The organism is Azospirillum sp. 11R-A, from assembly GCF_049472615.1.
Classification (GTDB): Bacteria; Pseudomonadota; Alphaproteobacteria; order Azospirillales; family Azospirillaceae; genus Azospirillum; species Azospirillum palustre.
This window is the reverse complement of sequence record NZ_JBCEBL010000007.1, coordinates 73623-94123: the sequence shown is the minus strand read 5'-3', so window position 1 is coordinate 94123 and position 20501 is coordinate 73623. Positions and strand designations below refer to the sequence as shown.

The 20501-nt window shown below is 68.5% G+C and carries 17 protein-coding genes; 11 read left to right on the top strand and 6 right to left on the bottom strand.

Features of this window, described 5'->3' with window-relative positions; all coding sequences use genetic code 11:
• The first annotated feature begins 23 nt into the window (after nt 1-23).
• A complete protein-coding gene (locus VH569_RS12700; RefSeq protein ID WP_423315653.1) occupies nt 24-1259 on the top strand; it encodes an amidohydrolase family protein in 1236 nt (411 codons plus the stop codon).
• On the opposite strand, the gene VH569_RS12695 is transcribed toward VH569_RS12700, so the two are convergent.
• The 5 genes from VH569_RS12695 to VH569_RS12675 are packed head-to-tail and all read right to left on the bottom strand — an operon-like array spanning nt 1231 to nt 6769.
• Nucleotides 1231-1551, bottom strand: a complete 321-nt coding sequence (locus tag VH569_RS12695) for a DUF3325 domain-containing protein (RefSeq protein WP_423315652.1) — start codon at nt 1549-1551, stop codon at nt 1231-1233. The genes VH569_RS12700 and VH569_RS12695 overlap by 29 nt on opposite strands.
• Nucleotides 1548-3203 (bottom strand): PepSY-associated TM helix domain-containing protein, encoded by a 1656-nt coding sequence (locus VH569_RS12690; protein ID WP_423315651.1) that lies wholly within the window; start codon nt 3201-3203, stop codon nt 1548-1550. The genes VH569_RS12695 and VH569_RS12690 overlap by 4 nt, the downstream gene beginning before the upstream one ends.
• A 13-nt stretch (nt 3204-3216) precedes the next feature.
• Complete coding sequence (locus VH569_RS12685) at nt 3217-3498, bottom strand: DUF3649 domain-containing protein (RefSeq protein WP_423315650.1); 282 nt, start codon at nt 3496-3498, stop codon at nt 3217-3219.
• Nucleotides 3495-4223 carry a cobalt ABC transporter substrate-binding protein gene (locus tag VH569_RS12680; RefSeq protein ID WP_423315649.1) on the bottom strand — a complete coding sequence of 243 codons (729 nt, stop codon included), beginning with the start codon at nt 4221-4223 and terminating at the stop codon, nt 3495-3497. Before VH569_RS12680 ends, VH569_RS12685 begins: the two co-directional genes overlap by 4 nt.
• A gap of 29 nt (nt 4224-4252) precedes the next feature.
• Entirely contained in the window at nt 4253-6769 is a 2517-nt protein-coding gene (locus VH569_RS12675; RefSeq protein ID WP_423315648.1) for a TonB-dependent siderophore receptor, read from the bottom strand.
• 314 nt (nt 6770-7083) lie between these two features.
• Between VH569_RS12675 and VH569_RS12670 the strand changes: the two genes are divergently transcribed.
• The 6 genes from VH569_RS12670 (at nt 7084) to VH569_RS12645 (ending at nt 14428) form a co-directional block, all read left to right on the top strand.
• On the top strand, nt 7084-7974 hold the full coding sequence (locus VH569_RS12670) for a LysR family transcriptional regulator (protein ID WP_098737104.1): 891 nt from the start codon (nt 7084-7086) through the stop codon (nt 7972-7974).
• Nucleotides 7975-8105: 131 nt separating this feature from the next.
• On the top strand, nt 8106-9119 hold the full coding sequence (locus tag VH569_RS12665) for a 2-hydroxyacid dehydrogenase (RefSeq protein WP_423315647.1): 1014 nt from the start codon (nt 8106-8108) through the stop codon (nt 9117-9119).
• On the top strand, nt 9116-10336 hold the full coding sequence (locus tag VH569_RS12660; RefSeq protein WP_199235409.1) for an enolase C-terminal domain-like protein: 1221 nt from the start codon (nt 9116-9118) through the stop codon (nt 10334-10336). Before VH569_RS12665 ends, VH569_RS12660 begins: the two co-directional genes overlap by 4 nt.
• Before the next feature lie 51 nt (nt 10337-10387).
• Nucleotides 10388-11476, top strand: coding sequence for a maleylacetate reductase (locus tag VH569_RS12655; RefSeq protein ID WP_423315646.1), 1089 nt, complete (start codon nt 10388-10390; stop codon nt 11474-11476).
• A 43-nt stretch (nt 11477-11519) separates the two neighbouring features.
• A complete protein-coding gene (locus tag VH569_RS12650) occupies nt 11520-12557 on the top strand; it encodes a TRAP transporter substrate-binding protein (RefSeq protein WP_423315645.1) in 1038 nt (345 codons plus the stop codon).
• Complete coding sequence (locus tag VH569_RS12645; protein WP_423315644.1) at nt 12554-14428, top strand: TRAP transporter large permease subunit; 1875 nt, start codon at nt 12554-12556, stop codon at nt 14426-14428. The genes VH569_RS12650 and VH569_RS12645 overlap by 4 nt, the downstream gene beginning before the upstream one ends.
• Nucleotides 14429-14508: 80 nt before the next feature.
• Here the strand turns inward: VH569_RS12645 and VH569_RS12640 are convergent, their stop codons facing one another.
• On the bottom strand, nt 14509-15366 hold the full coding sequence (locus tag VH569_RS12640; RefSeq protein ID WP_423315643.1) for an IclR family transcriptional regulator: 858 nt from the start codon (nt 15364-15366) through the stop codon (nt 14509-14511).
• Between the two features lie 202 nt (nt 15367-15568).
• Between VH569_RS12640 and VH569_RS12635 the strand changes: the two genes are divergently transcribed.
• The 4 genes from VH569_RS12635 to VH569_RS12620 all read left to right on the top strand — a co-directional run bounded on the left by VH569_RS12635 (nt 15569) and on the right by VH569_RS12620 (nt 20457).
• On the top strand, nt 15569-16345 hold the full coding sequence (locus tag VH569_RS12635; protein ID WP_423315642.1) for an enoyl-CoA hydratase/isomerase family protein: 777 nt from the start codon (nt 15569-15571) through the stop codon (nt 16343-16345).
• A 119-nt stretch (nt 16346-16464) separates the two neighbouring features.
• Nucleotides 16465-17565 (top strand): ABC transporter substrate-binding protein, encoded by a 1101-nt coding sequence (locus VH569_RS12630; protein WP_423315641.1) that lies wholly within the window; start codon nt 16465-16467, stop codon nt 17563-17565.
• A 25-nt stretch (nt 17566-17590) separates the two neighbouring features.
• The gene (locus VH569_RS12625; RefSeq protein ID WP_423315640.1) at nt 17591-18697 is read left to right on the top strand and encodes an ABC transporter ATP-binding protein; all 1107 of its coding nucleotides are present in this window, start codon (nt 17591-17593) and stop codon (nt 18695-18697) included.
• Nucleotides 18694-20457, top strand: coding sequence for an ABC transporter permease subunit (locus tag VH569_RS12620; RefSeq protein WP_423315639.1), 1764 nt, complete (start codon nt 18694-18696; stop codon nt 20455-20457). The genes VH569_RS12625 and VH569_RS12620 overlap by 4 nt, the downstream gene beginning before the upstream one ends.
• The last annotated feature ends 44 nt before the right edge of the window (nt 20458-20501 follow it).

Genomic DNA, 20501 nt, shown 5'->3' with positions numbered 1-20501 from the left:
CAAACGACACGCCGGATTTCGAGATGCCGCAGACCCACAGGTTCGATCTTCTCCTGCGCAACACCCGGCTCAGGGGAGGGCAGGGCGTGCAGGACATCGCGGTCAGGCAGGGACGGATCGCCGCCATCGGCCCCGACCTGACCGGGACCGCCGCTTTGGAAGAGGACATCGGCGGGCGTCTCGTCCTGCCGGGGCTGGTGGATACCCACATCCATCTCGACAAATCCTGCCTGCTTTGCCGCTGCCGCGATGCCGGCGGCGGACTGAAGGGGGCGATTGCCGCGGTGTCCGGCCTGAAACGGGCCTTCACGGCCGAGGATGTCTACCAGCGCGGCGCCCGCACCCTGGAACGGGCGGTCACGCAGGGCACCATGCATATGCGGGCGCATGTGGAACTCGATCCGCTGGTCGGTCTGCGCAGTTTCGAGGCAATGACGCGGCTCAAGCGCGATTATGCCTTCGCCATCGACCTGTCGATCTGCGTCTTCCCGCAGGAGGGGATGACCCACGACCCGGCGGTCGAGCGGCTGCTGGTCCAGGCCCTGGCGGAGGGGGCCGATCTGTTGGGCGGCTGTCCCTACACCGATGCCGACCCGTCCTTGCAGATGGAGCGGATCTTCGCCCTGGCGGTGGCGCATGACGTCGATCTCGATGTCCATCTGGATTTCGATCTCGATCCCAGCTGGTCGCATCTGGAGGAAATCTGCCGGCGGACGATGGCGGCGGGCTGGCAGGGGCGGGTCGCCGTCGGCCATGCCACCAAGCTTGCCGTCATCGACGATGCGGCGCTGGAGCGGATGACCGCACTCCTGGCCGAAGCCGGCGTGGCGGTGACGGCCTTGCCGGCGACGGATCTCTATCTCAACGGGCGCGATCAGAGGCATCGGGCGCCGCGCGGGGTGGCGCCGGTCCATCTGCTGGCGGACGGTGGCGTCACCGTCTCGGTCGCGACCAACAATGTCCTGAACCCGTTCACGCCCTTCGGCGACGGTTCGCTGATCCGGATGGGCAACCTCTATGCGAACCTCATGCATCTGGGGCCCGAACGATTCGGCGATTGCCTCGACATGGTCTCTACCACCGCCGCCCGCCTGATGCGGATTGCCGATTACGGCATCGCGGTCGGCGGACAGGCGGACCTGATCGTGCTCGACGCCGATGACGAAGCCGACGCCTTCGGCGGAATAGCCACGCCCCTGATGGGGTTCAAGCGCGGCCGCAAGAGCTTCGTCAGACCCGCCGCGACGCTGGTGAGATAGCGGCCGGTTTCCCGCGGCGGCGGGCGCTTGCGAGGCCGATGGCCGCACAGAACACGACGCCCGCAGCCAGGCTGGTGTGGCCGCTGAACATGACGAGGCCGAGGCCCCAGCCCTGCCAGTCCAGCAGGATGCCCAGTGCCAGCAGCATGACACCCGTTCCCGCGATCCGCAGAAGGCGCGTCGCGGCCGGTGGCAGCGGATGCCCGAACAGGTCGTGCTGCTGGCGCTCCGTCGCCAGGGCCAGCGCCGCAAAGGCGGCAAGACAGAGCGCGAAAGACAGCAGATGCATCATGACCGCCCCTCCTCCAGCGCGCCGCCGATAACGCCGCCCCGCCCCTTGGCGGGCACCGCCCGCGGTTTCGGCCGATGGCGGGCGGTGCGCAGCGCCAGCACGGCGTGGAGCGCCGCCAGCGACAGGCACATCAAATCCATGCCGGCGAACACCCAATCGGCCTCGGCCACGCTGTGCCACAGCGGCCGGTCCGTCGTGACGGCGTTCAGCACCGGCAGAAGCGCCAGCAGAGCCGCCGCCGCCCACAGCTGTTCGATCCAGGCCGTCCTGGCCGGGCGCAGAACGGCATGCGCCAGCGTCAGCGCCCAGACCGCGAAGAACAGGTGGATCTCCCAGGCCCCCCGGTCCGCCAGTCCCGCCGGCAGCAGGCGGTTGCCCCAGAGGAAGGCCGTCATGGCGACCGACAGTCCGGCGATGCTGGCGATGTTCAGCCGCTCGACGATGCGGAAGCCGATATGGGGCCGCTCGGAATCGGCCAGCTTCTGGCGGCGCTTCACCGTCCACATTACCAAACCGGTGCCGACCATCGCCGTGCCCATCAGGCTGACGAGGAAATACAGCCAGCGCGTCACCACGTCGCTGAACCGCCCCAGATGCAGGGCATACAGCACGCCGCGCGTCTCCGCCGCCGCACCCACCCCCTCGCGGGTCTCCAGCAGCCGGCCGGTCGGGCCGTCGAACAGCATGTACTGCGGGCTCATCGAGACGCGGCCGGCCTCGCCGCGCGCGACCGCCACACGGGCGGTGCTGTCGCCGGAATTGGTGGCGGTGACGCGGCCGACAGCGTCCTGGCCCCAGCGCTCCTGCGCTTGGCCCACCATGTCGGCGACCGAGGCGAGCGGGGCCGCCTGTCCGCTGGGCTTGCCCGGCTGGATGAAGGCGTTCAGCTCGGCGGTCAGCTGCTGGCGCTCGGCCTGCGTCGCGATCGCCGTCCGCTCGCCCCAGGGCATGTAGAGCGCCATCAGCGTGACCAGCCCGGTGTAGGTGATCATGGCATGGAAGGGCAGGCCGAACACCGACAGCGCATTGTGCGCGTCGAGCCACGACCGCTGCCCCTTGCCGCCGCGGAAGGTGAAGAAATCGATGAAGATCTTCTTGTGCGTGATGACGCCGCTGACGATGGCGACCAGCATGAACATCGCCGCCGCCCCGGCGATCCACCGTCCCCACAGCACCGGCATGTAGTGGAACTGGAAGTGGAAGCGGTAGAAGAAATCGCCGCCCAGCGTTTCGCGCGCGGTGACCTTGCCGCCGGTGGCGGGATCGAACGCGGCCTCCCCGAAGGCGCGGCGGCCGGGCGCCGCTCCCGCCTCGCCGGGCGCCATGCGCCAGAAGGCGTAGACGCTGTTGGTGCGTGCGTCCGGCAGGCGCATGCTCCATTGCGGGCTGCCCGGCGCGATGGTGGCCAGTTCGTCGGCGACGCGCTGGGCGACCAGGGCCGGATCGGGTAGCACCGCCTGATGCGCCAGCTCCGGTCGCATCCATTGCGACAGCTCGTCCTTGAAGTAGGACACCGTTCCGGTCAGGAACATGGCGTACAGGATCCAGCCCATCAGCAGGCCGGCCCAGATGTGCAGGCCCGACATGCTCTGGCGGATGCCGCGGCCGGCGGGACGCTGTTCCCGTTCCCGCTTTACGTTGTCCGTCTTCACAGGACCTCTCCCCTCACCAGACCGACCACGCAACCAGCAGCAGCGGGGCCGCCGCCGCCAGCAGGCCGGCCCAGGCCCGCAGCGCGCTGCGGGCCGCGAAGACCCAGACCACCGCCGCCGCATAGATCGCGAAGCTCGCCAGCATGCCAGTGAGCACGGCCTGCGGCTTGCTCAGCGGCAATGCCAGCGCCGCCACGCTGCCGAGCGCCGCCAGCGCATAGCCGCCGAACAGCGCCGCGACGATGCGCGAGGCAAGCGGTGCGGCGCGGCGGACAGGACCGATCGGCGACATCATTGGTGCGGCGCTGCCGCCGGACCGGCGGGAAGCGGCGCCAGCCCGTCGCCATGGACGTAGGTGACCGTGGTGGCGTAGCTCACGGCGTCATAGCGTTCCGGACCCTTGGCGCTCGGACGCTCGCCGGGGCTGCGGTCGGTAAAGCTGGCCTCGGCGACATAGGTCCCCTTCCAAGGCAGGTCGAAGCCGACGGCGCCCTGCTCGTCGGTGTAGGCCTCCTTGGCCCAGCCGGACTGCGTCACCAGCGACACCTTGGTCTTCGCCTTGGGCTGCCCCTTGAAGAACAGCTTGAAGCGGCCCGGCTCGCCGGCGGGTACCAGATCCAGGGGCAGCTTCGGCTGCTGCTCCTTGAAGCCGGTGATCAGGCGCGCCGACGGGTGGTACCAGTTGGCGGTCTCCTTCCCGTTGTCCTTGCCCGGATAGAGGGGATAGAGCGGGTCGTCGGCGACGATGGCCTCGCCGTCGCCGGCCTTGAAGGGCAGGGCGAAGCCGGTGGCGGTCTTGGCCGCCTCCACTGCCCGTTCGCCCTTGGCCGAGACCAGGGTGGCGGCCGGCTTGACGAACTTGTCGAGCAGGCCGGGCGACGCCTCGCGCAGATTGTCGCCGAACTCGCCGAAGCGGATCACCGCATTCTGGCCGTCGGTCTGTTCGATCCAGATCTGGTGGGCGTTGGCGGGTGCCGCGAGGCCCAGCAGGGCGACGACGGCGATGGACAGTCTGGTCATGATCACTCCGGCTGGATCGGGGGTGGGGATCAGAAATCGGCGGAGGCGGACAGCAGCACCGTGCGCGGCGCGCCGACGGTCACGTAGGTGCCGGTGGTCAGCCAGTAGTTCTTGTCGAACAGGTTCTCGACATTGGCGCGGAAGGTGACCGGCGTGCCGACGACCGTGGTGGCATAGCGCGCGCCGATGTCGAAGCGGGTCCAGCCGTCGAAGCGCAGGGTGTTGGCGTCGGTCAGGTAGGAGCCCGAGGTGTAGATCGCCCGCCCGTTGAGGGCGAGGCCCTGGACCCACGGGGTTTCCCAGTCCAGCCCGGCCGACAGCGTCTTGTCCGGTATACCCGCGGCGTCGTTGCCCTGCACCGCGGCGACGGCGGTGCGCGACAGCTTCGGATCCATGAAGGCGGCGCTGGCCATGCCGCGCAGGCCGGGCAGGATCTCGCCATAGACCGACAGCTCCAGGCCGCGGTTGCGCTGCTCGCCGTCATAGGCCAGCTCGTTGGCCGCGGTGCGGATCGAGTTCGGCTTGGTCAGCTGGAAGACCGCCGCCGTGGTGGTGATGGTCCCCCAGTCGACCTTGACGCCGGCCTCGTACTGCTTCGACTTGAAGGGTGCCAGAACCGCGCCGGTGTTGGCGTAGCCGGCGCCGACCACCGTGCCGCGCGTCAGCCCCTCGGCATAGTTGGCGTAGAGGGAGACATTGGACAGCGGCTTGACGACGAAGCCGGCCAGCGGCGAGGTCGCGCTGGCATCGTAGGTGCCGGTTTGGGCGCCGGTGGCGGTGCTGAAGCTGTCGACATGGACCTTCTGGCGGCGGGCGCCCAGCGTCAGCATCACCCGGTCGTCCAGCACCGACAGCGTGTCGGCGACCGCGACGCTGGTCAGCGTGGTTTCCGCCGACTTGCGCGCCGAGGTGCGGGCGGCGGTGACGGCCGGCAGCGGCACCGGGTTGTAGATGTTCGACAGGGCGGAGCCGGCCGACTGGATGTAGGCGTTCCCCTCGTCGCGCTTGAAGCCGGTGTAGCCGACATTCAGCAGATGGTGGACCGGGCCGGTCGCGAAGCGCCAGCGGGCCCCCGCGGTGCCGCTGACCGTGCGGGAATAGGAATCGTAATAGGCGTTGCGGACCGTGAAGTTGCCGAGCGCGTTCACCGCGGTGGTCGAACTGGGGAAGGTCTGGTCGTTCTCGCCCTTGCGGTAGCCGATGCCGGCATAGGCGGTCAGGCCGTCCGTCAGGTCGACCTCGATGTTGGAGGCGACGGTGACGTCCTTCTGCACCAGAACCGTGCCGGGATACCAGTTGCTGCGCGCGTCGGGCGGGGAGGGGATGGCGGCGGTGGCGGGCAGGATGCTGATCTGGGGCCGGAAATTGTCGGTGTCGTCGCGCTGGCTGATGGCGTCCAATGACCAGCGCAGCCGCTCGCCGCGGTAATCGACCGCCAGGGCGCCCAGGCCGGACCGGAGGTTGCCGCCGTCGACCGACGCCTCGCCGTTGCGCATCAGCCCATTGAAGCGGACGCCCCATTCCTTGGTCTCGCCGAACCGCCGGCCGACATCCAGATGCACGCCGAGATTGGCGTCGCTCATGTAGGTGGTGGTGACGCGGGTCAGCGGGTCGTCCCCGGCGCGTTTGCCGAGGATGTTGATGCCGCCGCCGATGCTGCCGCCGGGAGAAATGCCGTTGACCAGCGCGCCGGGGCCCTTCAGCAGCTCGATCCGCTCGACGATCTGCGCCGGCACGCGGTTGGACGACACCAGGCCGTACATGCCGTTGAAGCCGACATCGCCGGATCCGACGGCATAGCCGCGGATCTGGAAGGTGTCGTCGAAGCCGTTGCTGCCGGTGGTCAGCCGGACGGAGGCGTCGTTGATCAGCGTGTCCGCCGCGGTGCGCGCCTGCTGGTTCTCGATCAGGTCGGAGGTGTAGTTGACCGTGCTGAAGGGCGTGTCCATGACGTCGCCGCTGCCGAGCAGGCCGACCGACCCGCCGCGCGCGACCTGCCCCCCGGCATAGGGCTGCACCAGCCCGCCGGTCATCAGTCCGGCGTTGGCCGTCACCTGGAGGGCCGGCAGGGTCGTGCTGTCCGGGGAAGAGGGCGAGGCCGGGGGAGACGCCGGGGGAGAAGCTGGGGCCGTGGCGCTCTGCGCGACGACGGCGTAGCCCGACGCCGTGCGCGCGATCCCATGGCCGCTGCCGGCCAGCAGGCGGCGCAGGCCGTTCTCCACCGTGGTGGCGCCCTTCAGGCCGGGCGAGGTCTTGCCCCGGACCATCGCCGGATCCGCCTGGACCGTCACGCCCGCCTGCGCGGCGAAGCGGCTCAGCGCCTCGCCCAGCGGACCGGCGGGAATGTCGGCGTTGACGGTGGCCGCCGCCGTCTGGGCACGGGCCGCAGGGGCCGGGAAAGCACCACCCGCCAGGACTGCGGCGGCGAGCCCGGCCGCGACGGCCGCCGGACGCAGGCCGGACCTGCGGGCGTCAGGCGCGGCGGACCGCTCGCCACACGCAATGGTCGTGCGACGGGCGTCCGCCGTGCCGCGAACTAGTTTCATAGTATCGGTTCCCCTGCCTTGCGATGGATGCAGCACGATTCCGGCGACCAGCGCGGTTCCCCCCAAGCCGGTCGGACGTGGATGCTATATAAGAGAATGCGTATCACTCTCATCGATAATGAGAATCGTTCGCACTATAATCATCGAATCTTGGCCGGTGCAACAGATGTTTGGCTCGATTGGATTTTAAGGGGATACCGGAACGGGCTATCGCAATGCGCGCACCGTCCTGCCGCCGCAGGTGGCGGGCACAGGCTCGCCGCACCGTCCATCGCGGCTTTACAGCGCCGGCCCAATGTAATTATCTCCGCAGCATGGATCGTCGCAGGCTCCAGTTCTTTGTCGCGCTCTGCGAGGAGCTGCATTTCCACCGTGCCGCCGCGCGGTGCCACATCACGCAGCCTGCCCTCAGCCAGCAGTTGCGGCAGCTGGAGGACGAACTTCAGGTCCAGCTGGTCCACCGCAACAAGCGGCGGGTTTCCCTGACCAGGGCCGGCGAGTCCTTCCTGGGCGAGGCCCGGAAGATCCTGAACCAGATGGATCGGGCGGCGCAGCTCGCACGCCAGACCGACCGCGGCGAGATCGGGCAATTGTCGGTCGGCATGACCGCACCGGCGCTCTACATCGTCTTTCCCGAGATCATGCACCGGTTCCGCACGGCCTTGCCCAATTTCGGCGTGAACGTGCATGTCATGACGACGTCCGAGCAGGAAGAGGCCCTGAGGGCGGGAGCCATCGATGTCGGCATCTTCCATCCCCCGCTCGACGACCAGTCGCTGTCGTCGCACCTCATCGCGCGCATCCGTTTCAATGTCGTGCTGTCGGACCGCAACCCGCTGGCGGAGCGGCCCCGCCTGCGGCTGGAGGATCTGTCCAGGCAGCGCTTCATCATCTTCCCGCGGGTGATCGGTCCGCGCCTGTACGACGAGATCATCAGCCTGTGCCAGCAGGCGGGGTTCAGCCCGGAACTGATCCTCGAAGCCTCACCGGCCCAGTCGATCATCGCGCTGGCCGCCGCCGATTTCGGCATCGGCCTGATCGCCTCCGATCTCCAGCAGTTCGCGCGGCCGGGTGTCGTCTACCGCCCGCTGGACGGGCCGGCCCCCTATCTGACGCTCGGGGTCGCCTACCAGAGCGACGACACATCCCCGGCGATCCAGACATTCCTCGACGTCGCCGCGACCGTCGGCGAACTGGTCTCCTGAGCAAATTTCCTCCGTCACGGGGATCGGTGGCGCGGGTCAGTAAAAACTTTTCCTTATCAATCGATCATTTTTAAAAGTTGGACCTACTCAGTTCGTTGGCCCTATCGTTTGCATAACGGAGGATCAAGCCAATGAAAGTCTTCATGATTGGGGAAGCCGCCAATCACAAGGACAAGCTCGGCGCTTTCCTGACGACACCCTGCGAGATCATTCCCCTTCCCCGTGAGGCCGCCCACTCGCCCGACTTCGATTCGGCGATCACCGCGGATGACGTGGTCGTGTCTTTGCGCTTCTCCCGAAACGATGGGGTCGTGCCGGATTTTCGACTTCTGCATGTGCCGGGGGCCGGACTGGATGGCATCGACATGGCCTCCCTGCCGTCCGGGGCCAGCCTGTGCAACGTCTTCGAACATGAGATTCCCATCGCCGAATTCGTCATGGCGGCGATGCTGAACTGGGAAATCCGCCCCGACGCCCTGCGCGGCTCCTTCGCCACCGACACTTGGTCCGACGTCTACCGGGCGCGGGTGCCGCATGGAGAGATTCACGGTCTGACCCTGGGGCTGATCGGCTTCGGCCGCATCGGGCGGACGATTGCCCGGCGGGCGGCGGCCTTCGGCATGCGCATCCTCGCTGTGGACCAGTTCGCTGCCGACCCCGACGGTCTGGCCGAGGCGATCCTGCCGCCGGACCGCCTGCCGGAGATGCTGGCGCAATCGGATTTCGTGGTGATCGCCTGCCCGCTGACCGACGGGACGCGCGGGCTGATCGGAGCGGCCGAACTCGCCGCCATGAAGCCGACGGGCGTGCTGATCAACGTATCGCGCGCGCCCATCGCCGACGAGGAGGCGCTGTACGGCGCCCTGCAACGCCGGACCATCGGCGGTGCGGTGCTCGACGTCTGGTACGGCTATCCGGCCGGGGCGGACGACCGGGTGGCGCCCGCGCGCTTCCGCTTCGAGGATCTGCCGAACGCGGTCTGCACCCCGCATTCCTCGGCCTGGACCACCCGGCTGCCCGAACGCCGCTATGCCTTCATCGCCCGGAACATCGACCGGCTGATTACCGGCGAACCGCTGCTGAACCTTGTGCGGGCGCCTGCTCCGGCAGCGCGGCCCGTCCACCAGAACACGAGCTTCCCATGATCCGAGACACCGAGGACCTCGCCCGCCGCAGTGCCGGCGTGCCGATCAAGATCACCGGCGTGAAGACCTTCGTCGTCAACGCCGAGATGCGCAACTGGATCTTCGTCAAGGTATTGACCGACCAGCCCGGCCTGTATGGCTGGGGCGAGGCCAGCCTGAACTGGAAGACACGGGCCGTCACCGGCGCCGTCGAGGATCTGGAGCCGACCGTGCTGGGCCGCGACCCGCGCGACATCGAGCAGTGCGTCCGCGCGATGAACAAGTTCAGCTATTACAAGCTGGGCATGGTCGGCGTCACGGCGATCAGCGGCATCGAGCATGCGCTGTGGGACATCTTCGGCAAGAGCGTCGGCCTGCCGGTCTGGCGCCTGCTGGGCGGCAAGGTCCGCGACCGCGTGCGGGTCTACACCCATCTCGGTCTCGGCGAGATGAAGTCGGTGTATGAGACCTTCGACATCGGCTCGCTGAAGGAGCGCGCCGCCGCGGTGACGGAGAAGGGCTACGACGCGCTGAAGGTGGTGTTCATCCCCTACGGTGCCCACAGCGCCCCGGTCCCGGCCCAGCGCCATGTCGGCAAGATGATGCAGGCGCTGCGCGACACGGTGGGCGACGGCGTCGACATTATGATCGACTTCCACGGCCGCCCCGGCTCCATCGCCGCCGCCATGGGCTATATCCGCGAACTGGAGCCCTACCGGCCGATGTTCTGCGAGGAGCCGGTCCAGCCCGGCGACACCGAGGCGCTGCGCCGCATCGCCGAGCAGGCCGACTGTCCCATCGCGTCGGGCGAGCGGCTGGTGGGCTTGAGGGAGTTCATGCCGGTCTTCGCCCAGAAGGCGGTGCACATCGCCCAGCCCGACCTGAACCACACCGGCGGCCTGCTGGAAGGGAAAAGGATCGCGGCGCTGGCGGAGGCGGAGCTGATCGGCATCGCGCCCCACAATCCCAACGGCCCGCTGGCCGGCGTCGCCGCCCTGCATTTCGACATCTCCACCCCGAACTTCGTCATCCAGGAGGAGATGAGCGGTGCGGTGCCCTGGTACGACGACGTCGTGCAGACGCCGATCCGCCGCACCGGCAGCCACTGGGAGGTGCCGGACGTTCCCGGCTTCGGCATCGAGGTGAACGAGGCGGAAGCGGCCAAGCATCCCTTCAAGCCGGAGGTGATGCACACGACCTCCGCCGTCCTGGACGACGGCACCATCGTCGATTGGTAAGCCGCAACCGGTAAGGCGCTGCTTCCCTGCTTCATCGGACGGATTTCCATCATGAGAGAATTCAGCACCCCGGGCGACGTGTTCAACGCGCTGCCGTCGCGGGTCGTTTTCGGGGCGGGCGCGGTCGACCGCATCGACGGGGAAGTGGAGCGGCTGGGTGCCAAACGTGCGCTCGTCGTGTCCACGCCCGGCCGCAGCGCCATGGGCGGGCGTGTCGCCGACCGCCTCGGCAGCCGCTGCATCGGCATCCTGCCGGAAGCGATTTCCCAGGTGCCCATCGAACTGGCGATCCGGGGCCGGGCCAAGGCGCGCGAGATGGGCGCCGACTGTCTGGTCAGTGTCGGCGGCGGCGCCTCCATCGGTCTGGGCAAGGCCATCGCGCTGGAACTCGGGCTGCCGATCATCGCCGTGCCGACCACCTATTCCGGCTCCGAGATGACCGGCTTCTGCGGGATCACCATCGACGGCGTCAAGCGGATGCATCAAAGCCTGCGCATGCTGGCCGGCACCGTCGTCTACGATCCCTCGCTGACGCTCGGTCTGCCGGTGGACGTCAGCATGGCCAGCGCCATGAACGCGCTCGCCCATTGCGTCGACGCCATCTACACCCCCACCATCAGCCCGGTGATCGTGCCGGCGGCGATGGAGGGCGCGCGGGCGATCATGGACGCGCTGCCGCGGGTGGCCGCCCGTCCGGACGATGGGGATGCGCGCGCCGACCTGCTCTACGGTGCACACCTCGCCGGTGCGGCGCTGGCCGGCGGCTTCGCCCTCCAGCATGGCGTCGCCCATGTGCTGGGCGGCACCTACGGCGTGTCGCACGGGTTGTCCCATGCGCTGGTGCTGCCCCATGTCGCGGCCTACAATGCGTCCTTCGCCCCCCAGGCGATGGACCGGCTTGCCGCCGCCATGGGGGTGGCGGATGTCGGCGCCGCCATCTTCGACGTGATGGAAACGGTCGGCCTGCCGACGCGCCTGACCGAGGTCGGCTTCTCCGCCGACCGGATCGCGGAGGCCGCCCGCATCACCGTCGAGACCGACAACCGCTACAACCCCGGACCGGTGACCGAGGAGGCCGTGCGCGGCATCCTCGCCGCGGCGGTGGAGGGGCGTCGTCCGGGTCCGCATCCGGGCCGGTAGTGGCCGAACCGGACGGGAAAACGCAAAAAGGGAGGGAACCACCATGACGATCAAGCCCATCATGACGATCAAGCGCAGACAGTTTCTGGCCGCCACCGCGGCGGGCGCTCTGGCCGTCCCCCTGGCCGCCCCCTTCATCTCGAAGGCGCATGCCGCGGAATTCGCCTGGAAGTTCGGCCACGGCTTCCCTGCCAGCCACCCGCTGCACGTCCGCGCCGTCGAGGCCGCCGAGCGCATCCGCAAGGAGACCAACGGCAAGGTCGACATCGCCGTCTTCCCCAACAGCCAGCTCGGCGGCGACAGCGACCTGCTGGCGCAGGTCCGCTCCGGCGGCATCGAGTTCTTCAGCACCGGCGGGCTGATCCTGTCCACCCTGGTCCCGGTGGCCTCGATCAACGGCATGGGGTTCGCGTTCAAGGATTACGACGCGGTCTGGAAGGCGATGGACGGCCAGCTCGGCGGCGTAATCCGCAAGGGCTTCGACAAGGCCGGCCTCCACGCCTTCGAACGGATCTGGGACAACGGCTTCCGCCAGATCACCACCGCCACCAAGCCGATCGCCGGGCCGGCCGACCTCGCGGCCTTCAAGATCCGCGTCCCGGTCAGCCCGGTCTATGTGTCGCTTTTCAAGGGGCTGGGCGCATCGCCGACCAGCATCAACCTGGGCGAGGTCTATGCCGCCCTTCAGACCGGCGTGGTCGATGGGCAGGAGAATCCGCTGGTGGTCGCCGACACCGCCAAATTCTACGAGGTGCAGAAATTCTGCTCGATCACCAACCATGTCTGGGACGGCTCCTGGATCGTCACCAATGGCCGGTCCTGGCGGGGGCTGCCCGAGGATCTGCGCCAGATCGTCAGCCGCAACCTGAATGATGGCGCGCAGCAGCAGCGCCAGGACATCGCCGGCCTGAACGAGGCGCTGCAAAACTCGCTCTCGCAGAAGGGGCTGACCTTCAACAAGGTCGATCCGGCGCCCTTCCGGGAGGTCCTGCGCAAGTCCGGCTTCTACGGCGAATGGAAGGCCAAATACGGCGAGGAGGCCTGGAACGCCCTGGAAAGCTCGGTGGGGGCCCTGACATGACGGCGGTGGTGGATCACAAGTCCACCGCCGGCCCATCCGACAGCGCCAGCCCGTGGCTGGCGCAGGTCGACCGGCTCCTGGGCTGGCTGTCCGAATTGCCGGTGGCGCTTCTGGTGGCGGCGGAGGTGGTGATCCTCTTCACCGGCATCGTCGCCCGCTATGTGCTCCACGCGCCGATCACCTGGTCGGACGAGCTGGCGTCGATCCTGTTCCTGTGGCTGGCGATGCTGGGGGTCGTCGTCGCCTTCCGCCGCGGCGAACATATGCGGATGACCGCCTTCGTCAGTTGGGCATCGCCCCGCGCGCGGGCGTTCCTCGACGTCTTCGCGGTGGCGGCGGCACTCTGCTTCCTGCTGCTGGTCATCCTGCCGGCCGGCGAGTTCGCCTGGGAGGAGCTGGAGATCACCACCCCGGCTTTGCAGATCTCGAACATGTGGCGCGCGGCGGCCCTGCCGACCGGTCTTGGGTTGATGATCGCGACCGCCCTGGTCCGGCTGGCACGGGTGGGCGATGTCCGGCTGGTGGCGGGCGCCCTGGCGGCGGTGGCGGCGATCGCCGCACTGTTCACGGTTCTCCAGCCGGTGCTGGCCGATCTCGGCAAGCTCAACCTGCTGGTCTTCTTCGTGGTCGTGGTGGCCGGCTCCGTGTTCGCCGGCGTGCCCATCGCCTTCGCCTTCGGGCTGTCCAGCTTCGGCTATCTCGCCTTGACCACGAAGGTGCCGCTGCTGGTCGTCGTCGGCCGGATGGACGAGGGCATGTCGCACCTGATCCTGCTGTCGGTGCCGCTGTTCGTCTTCCTCGGTCTCCTGATCGAGATGACCGGCATGGCCCGGGCCATGGTGGCGGTGCTGGCCAACCTGCTGGGCCATGTGCGGGGCGGCCTGTCCTATGTGCTGATCGGTGCGATGTATCTGGTCTCCGGCATTTCCGGTTCGAAGGCCGCCGACATGGCGGCGGTCGCCCCGGTGCTGTTCCCGGAGATGAAGAACCGCGGCGCCAAGCCGGGCGATCTGGTGGCGCTGCTGGCCGCGACCGGCGCACAGACCGAGACCATTCCGCCCAGCATCGTCCTGATCACCATCGGGTCGGTCACCGGCGTCTCCATCGCCGCGCTCTTCACCGGCGGCCTGCTGCCCGGCCTGCTGCTGGCGGTGATGCTGTGTCTGGTCGTGCGGCACCGCTACCGCAACGAAGACCTGTCGGGGGTGCGCCGGCCGACCGGCGGCGAGCTGGGCAAAAGCCTGGTGGTGGCACTGCCGGCGCTCGCCCTGCCTTTCGTGATCCGCACCGCGGTGATCGAGGGCGTCGCCACCGCGACCGAGGTGTCGACCATCGGCATCGTCTATGCCGTTGCCGTCGGGCTGCTGGTCTATCGCCGCTTCGACTGGCGGCGGGTGGTCCCCATGCTGGTCGAGACCGCGGCCCTGTCGGGAGCGATCCTGTTCATCATCGGCACCGCGACGGGGATGGCCTGGTGCCTGACGCGCTCCGGTTTCTCGACCGATCTGGCCCATTTCATGGCCAGCCTGCCGGGAGGCTCCTTCACTTTCCTCGCGGTGTCCATCGTCGCCTTCATCGTCCTGGGCAGCGTGCTGGAAGGCATCCCGGCCATCGTGCTGTTCGGCCCGCTGCTGTTCCCCATCGCCCGCGAGATGGGCGTGCATGAGGTGCAGTATGCGATGGTGGTGATCCTCGCCATGGGGCTGGGCCTGTTCGCCCCGCCCTTCGGTGTCGGCTTCTACGTCGCCTCGGCCATCGGACGCGTCAATCCGGACGAGGGCATGCGCCCGATCATGGGCTATCTGGCGGCGCTGCTGGCCGGACTGGCGCTGGTCGCGGCCATTCCCTGGATCTCGACCGGCTTCCTGTAACCCGTACCGTCAGACTTTCGGCGCGTTGCTCAAGCCGGCCCCGGTTCATTCCGGGGCCGGCTTCGTCTTTTTGGGACCGATCAGCGCTGCGAGACCGAGCCGGCCGCCGCCACCACCAGCGGGGCGAAGCGCTCCTCCATCTCCTCCGGCGTGAAGCGCGCACGCGACACGGCGATGTTCAGCGCACCCACCGGCACGCCGCCCGATCCGGTGATGGCCGCCGCGACCGACAGGTCGCCGTGATAGAATTCCTCGAACGCGGTGGCATAGCCGCTGACCGCCGACTTCGCGATCTTGGCCAGCAGCTCGTCGCGCTTCCAGGTGGTGGTGGGCGTATAGGGCTTCAAATCCATCCGGTCGACCAGTCCCGCCGCCTCCGCCGCCGGCAGGCGCGACAGGATGGCGATGCCCGGCGCGGTGCAATAGGCCGGCATCCGCGTGCCGACGATGACGTCGGTGTTCAGCACATGCCGGCTCATGAAGCGCGACACGAAGACGATCTCCGTCCCGTCCATCATGGTCAGGTTGATCGTCTCTTCCGTCGTCTTGCTCAGATGCATCAGATAGGGCATCGCGCGCTGCAGCATCGCATTGCTGTGCAGATAGTGATGCGCGATGTCCAGGCTGCGGACGGTCAGCTCGAACCGCTTGGTGACCGGATCCTTCCGCAGATAGCCCAGCTTCTCCAGCGTGTAGGTGAAGCGCTGCGCCGCACTCTTGTCCATGCCGACGGCGGCGGCGACCTGGGTCAGGCTCATGGACGGCCGCGAGGAATCGAAGGCGTGCAGCACGCGGAACGCCTTGTCCACCGACATCACCATCAGCGGGTCGCCGGTCCGGCTTTCGGAACCGGGGTTTTCGGCGGTGCCGGCATCGATGTCCGTGCCGGCGGGAACGCCCGTCCTGGGCGCTGGGGAGGCGGATCGGCGCGGTGCCATGTCGGTCGGTCCTGACTGTGCGCGGTGAGAGATACCGTTGACAGCGTACCGAAAGCAAGCCAAGCTAATCAATACAAAGTATTGCATTTCAATACACCGCTTCGCGATCACCCTTCGATCCCCCATTCCCGCGGGAGGGTTTCAGCGGCCGGCAACACCTCGCCGGGCCGGACCGGCCCCCCGCATCGACAGGAGCGCATCAGTGACCGACTTCATCCTCACCGAGACCCGCGGCCCGGTCGGCATCATCACGCTGAACCGTCCCAACGTGCTGAATGCCTGGAACAAGGCGATGCGCGACGATCTGGTCGTCGCCTTCGACCATATGGAGGCAGACGAGTCCATCCGGGCGATCATCCTGACCGGTGCCGGCGACCGCGCCTTCGGTGCGGGCCAGGATCTCAACGAAACCAAGAGCTTCGACGCCGACCGCGCCGAGGAGTGGGTGGCGGAGTGGGAGCGGCTCTACAACCGCATGCGCAGCCTGTCGAAGGCGCTGGTGGTGGCGCTGAACGGCGTCGCCGCCGGTTCCGCCTTCCAGGTGGCGCTGCTGGGCGACCTGCGCGTCGGCCATCCCGGCGTGCGCATGGGCCAGCCGGAGATCAATTCCGGCATCGCCAGCACCACCGGCCCCTGGATCATGAAGGAGATGATCGGGCTGGCCCGGACCATGGATCTGACGCTGACCGGCCGTCTGATGGACGCGGAGGAATGCCACGCCATCGGCCTGATCAACCGCATCGTTCCGCAGGACCGAGTGATGGCCGAGGCGCTGGAGTTGGCCGGTGAACTGGCCGCCAAGCCGCCGGTCGCCATGCGCCTCGACAAGCAGCGCTTCCGCGAGATGACCGAGGCCGGGTTCCGCGACTGTCTGGCCGCCGGCGTGCGCATCCAGCGGGAAGCCTACGCGTCGGGCGAGCCGGCCCGCATGATGGAGGAATTCCTGGCCAAGCGCGCCGCGCGCAAGACGGCCGCCTGACCGGTCCTTCCGGCCCGTCTTTTAAAAACGGGACGGTTCGCCGCCGTCCCACCCACCCGACAGCTCCTCCATCAACCGGACGACCACCAAGATCCGGCCAGCGAACAGGGATTACGACAATGGGAAAGAACGACGGTTTCTCCATCGACCGCCGCGGCCTGCTCTCCACCGCGCTGAAGGGAGCCGCGGGCACCGCCGTTGCGGCGGCCCTTCCGCCGGTTCTGGCGGCCGGGATGAGCGGCCCGGCGCTGGCGCAGACCTCGCAGATCACCGTGGCCGATCCGGGCGGCCCCTACAGCCCGGCCTTCCGCAAGGCGTTCTACGACCCGTTCGAGAAGGCCACCGGCATCAAGGTCGTCAATGTCGCCCGCGAGGCCGAACCGACCGCCCAGTTCAAGGCAATCGTCGAAACCAGATCCTACAGCTGGGACGTCTGCACGCTGACGCTGTCGGCGCGCGACATCCTGACCCGCCAGAACCTGCTGGAACCGCTGGATTTCGCCGCCGCCGACGCGCCGGGCCTGATGCCCGATGCGCTGACCGGCCAATGGATGGGGACGGACGTCTACTCGACCATCCTCGGCTACCGCACCGACAAGTTCGCGTCCAACCCGCCGCAGAGCTGGGCCGATTTCTGGAATGTCGAGAAGTTCCCCGGCCGCCGGTCGCTGCGCAAGAACCCCATCGACACGCTGGAGCAGGCGCTGCTGGCCGACGGCGTGCCGCTGGACAAGCTCTACCCGCTCGACGTCGAGCGCGCCTACAAGAGCCTGGACCGCATCCGCCCGCACATCGCCGCCTGGTGGACCGGCGGCGCCCAGTCCACCCAGCTGATCCAGAGCGGCGAGGTCGACATGATCGCCCTGTGGAACGCCCGCGCCCAGGCCGCCATCGACGGCGGCGCGCCGGTCAAGATTTCGTGGAACCAGGGGCTCTATTCCATCGAGGGGTGGGGCATCCCGCGCGGCAACCCGCGCGCCGACGCCGCGCGCAAGTTCATCAAGTTCTGCGCCGATCCGCAGCGCCAGGCCATCTTCACCGAGGTGCTGGCCTACGGCCCGACCAACCTCAAGGCCTATGACGACATCCCGAAGGAGCGGGCGCAGGCCCTGCCCACCTTCCCCGAGAATCTCAAGACCATGACCATCGCCCGCGAGGATTGGTGGGGCGCCAACCGCTCCAAGATGAGCGAACGCTTCAACGCCTGGATCCTCGGCTGACGACCATCACAGGAGACCCGCCGCCATGCTCCCCTCCCACGGAACGGCCCCTCCCGCCTGCAAGCTTCTGGTCGATGGCCTCACCAAGAGCTACGGGTCCGTCGTCGCCCTCCAGCCCACCCGGCTGGAGGTCCCGGCGGGCGAATTCCTGACCCTCCTGGGCCCCTCCGGTTCGGGCAAGACCACGCTGTTGCAGATGATCTGCGGGCTGGTGGAGCCGAACGGCGGGCGCATCCTGATCGATGGCCGCGACGAAACCCGCACGCCCGTCCACAAGCGCGACATCGGGCTGGTCTTCCAACATTACGCCCTGTTCCCCCACCTGACGGTGGCGGAGAACATCGGCTTTCCCCTGCGCATGCGCGGGATCGCGGGCGCCGATGTCGACCGCCGGGTCCGCGACGCGCTGGAGATGGTCCATCTCGGCCATCTCGGCGACCGCTTCCCCAAGGAGCTGTCGGGCGGCCAGCAGCAGCGGGTGGCGCTGGCCCGCTGCTTCGTCTACCAGCCCTCCGTCATCCTGATGGACGAGCCGCTGGGGGCGCTCGACAAGAAGCTGCGCGAGCACATGCAGTACGAGATCAAGCGGCTGCACCGCGAGACCGGCGCCACCATCATCTACGTCACCCATGACCAGGAGGAAGCCCTGGCCATGTCCGACCGCATCTGCCTGATGAACCACGCGCGCATCGAGCAGATCGGCACCCCGCACGACATCTATGCCCGGCCGAAGACCGCCTTCGCCGCCGACTTCATCGGCGTGTCGAACATCTTCCGCGGCCGGCTCCAGCGCGACGAGGGCGGGGCGCCGATCCTGGTGACCGGCGGCGGGCGCTTCCGCCTGTCGCCCGCCACCGCCGCCGCCAGCGCCGCGGTGGGCGCCGCAGCCGGCCAGGGCGAGGCATCGCTGATCGTCCGGCCCGAACAGCTCGACCTCGACGGCGAGGGCGACAACGAGGTGTCGGGCCAGGTGGTCGACACCGTCTATGCCGGCTCGGAGACCCGCGTGCTGGTGGCGCTGGGCGACCAGTCCATCATCACCGTCCGGCTGCGGCGCGGCATGTCGCCGCCGCCGCTGGGCAACCGCGTCGCCGTGCGCTGGCGCAGCGACGCCGGGGTGCTGGTGTCATGAGCGCCGTTCTCCTGCACGGCGCCGACGAGGGCGGTCTGAGGCAGCGCCTGCGCTTCGGACCGCTCTGGCTGGCGGCGCCCGGCATCGCCTTCCTCGCCGTCTTCTTCCTCTATCCGGTCCTGCGGCTGCTCGGCCTCAGCGTGCAGGACGCCGACACCGGCGCCTGGACGGGGGAGCATTACGCCCGCATCGTCGACACCGGCGTCTATTTCCGCGTGCTGATGGGCACCTTCCGCATCGCCGGGCTGACGGCGCTGTTCTCGCTGCTGCTGGGCTATCCGCTGGCCTATTGGCTGGCGCAGCTGCCGGAGCGCAAGCGCGGCGTGATGATCCTGGCGGTGATGGTGCCGTTCTGGACCAGCTATCTGGTGAAGACCTTCGCCTGGATGGTGATCCTGGGGCGCACCGGCGTCATCGGCGGCCTCCTGGCGGCCGGCGGCCTGCCGCAGCCGGAGATGCTGCACAACGAATTCGGCGTGATGATCGGCATGGTGCACGCCATGCTGCCGCTGGCCGTGCTGACCATGCTGCCGGTGATGACCGGCATCGACCGCCGGCTGGTGCAGGCGGCGGAAACGCTGGGGGCGGCACCGGGCCACGCCTTCTGGCTCGTCTATTTCCAGCTGTCGCTGCCGGGCATCGCTGCGGCGGGGCTGCTGACCTTCATCTCCTCGCTGGGCTTCTTCATCGTTCCGGCACTGCTGGGCGGGCCGCAGCAGACCATGCTGGCGCAGCTGATCATCGCCCAGATCCAGGAAATGCTGAACTGGGCCTTCGCCGGGGCGCTGGCCACCTTCATGCTGGCGGCGGCGCTGGTCACCTGCTGGGTCTATGACCGCATCTTCGGCCTGTCGACTTTGTCCGGCGAGGGATCCCGGCGCAAAAAGGGCGGCGGCTCCCTGCGCAAGGCGGGGCAGGGCATCCTGGCGGCGCTGGCGGCGCTGACCGCAGCCGCCGCGCGCGTCACCGCGCCCGTGCTGGGCGAGCGCGGCCGCGACCGGCTGCCGGCGGTCTATTCGACCCTGGTGCTGGTCTTCCTGGTGGCGCCGGCCATCGTGGTGGTGCCCATCGCCTTCACCAGCTCGCCCTTCCTCGATTTCCCGCCGCCGGGCTACAGCCTGAAATGGTTCGAGGTCTATTTCGGATCGGACCTGTGGCTGGGTGCCACGCTGCGCTCCTTCGGCGTCGCCTTCGCAACCGCCATCCTGGCGACCCTGATCGCCGGGCTGGCGGCCCTGGCGCTGGCCCGCTCGACCTCGCGCTGGCGCGGCGCCATCTTCGCCCTGTTCCTGGCGCCGATGATCGTCCCGCGCATCGTCATCGCGGTCGGCCTGTTCTATCTGTTCGCCCAGATCGGGCTGGTCGCCACCGACCTCGGCCTCGTCATCGGCCATACGGTGCTGGCGCTGCCCTTCGCCTTCGTCGCCATCGCCGCGGTGGTCAAGGGGCACGACTGGCGGCTGGACCAGGCGGCGGCGACGCTCGGCGCCAACCGGGTGCAGACGCTGATGCGGGTCACCGTTCCGCTGATCCGCGGCGGTCTGGTCGCCGCCTTCCTGTTCGCCTTCATCACCTCCTTCGACGAGCTGACGGTGGCGATCTTCGTCAGCGGCGGGGTCAAGACCACGCTGCCCAAGCAGATGTGGGACGACATGATCCTGCAGCTGAACCCGACCCTGGCCGCGGTGTCGGTCGTCGTCTTCCTCATCGTCATGGCGCTTCTGCTGATCGCCGAACGGCTGCGCCGGTCCGGCCGCTGAGCGGCGGATTGCGCACCGTCCGTTCATCCCGAGATTTCCCGAGC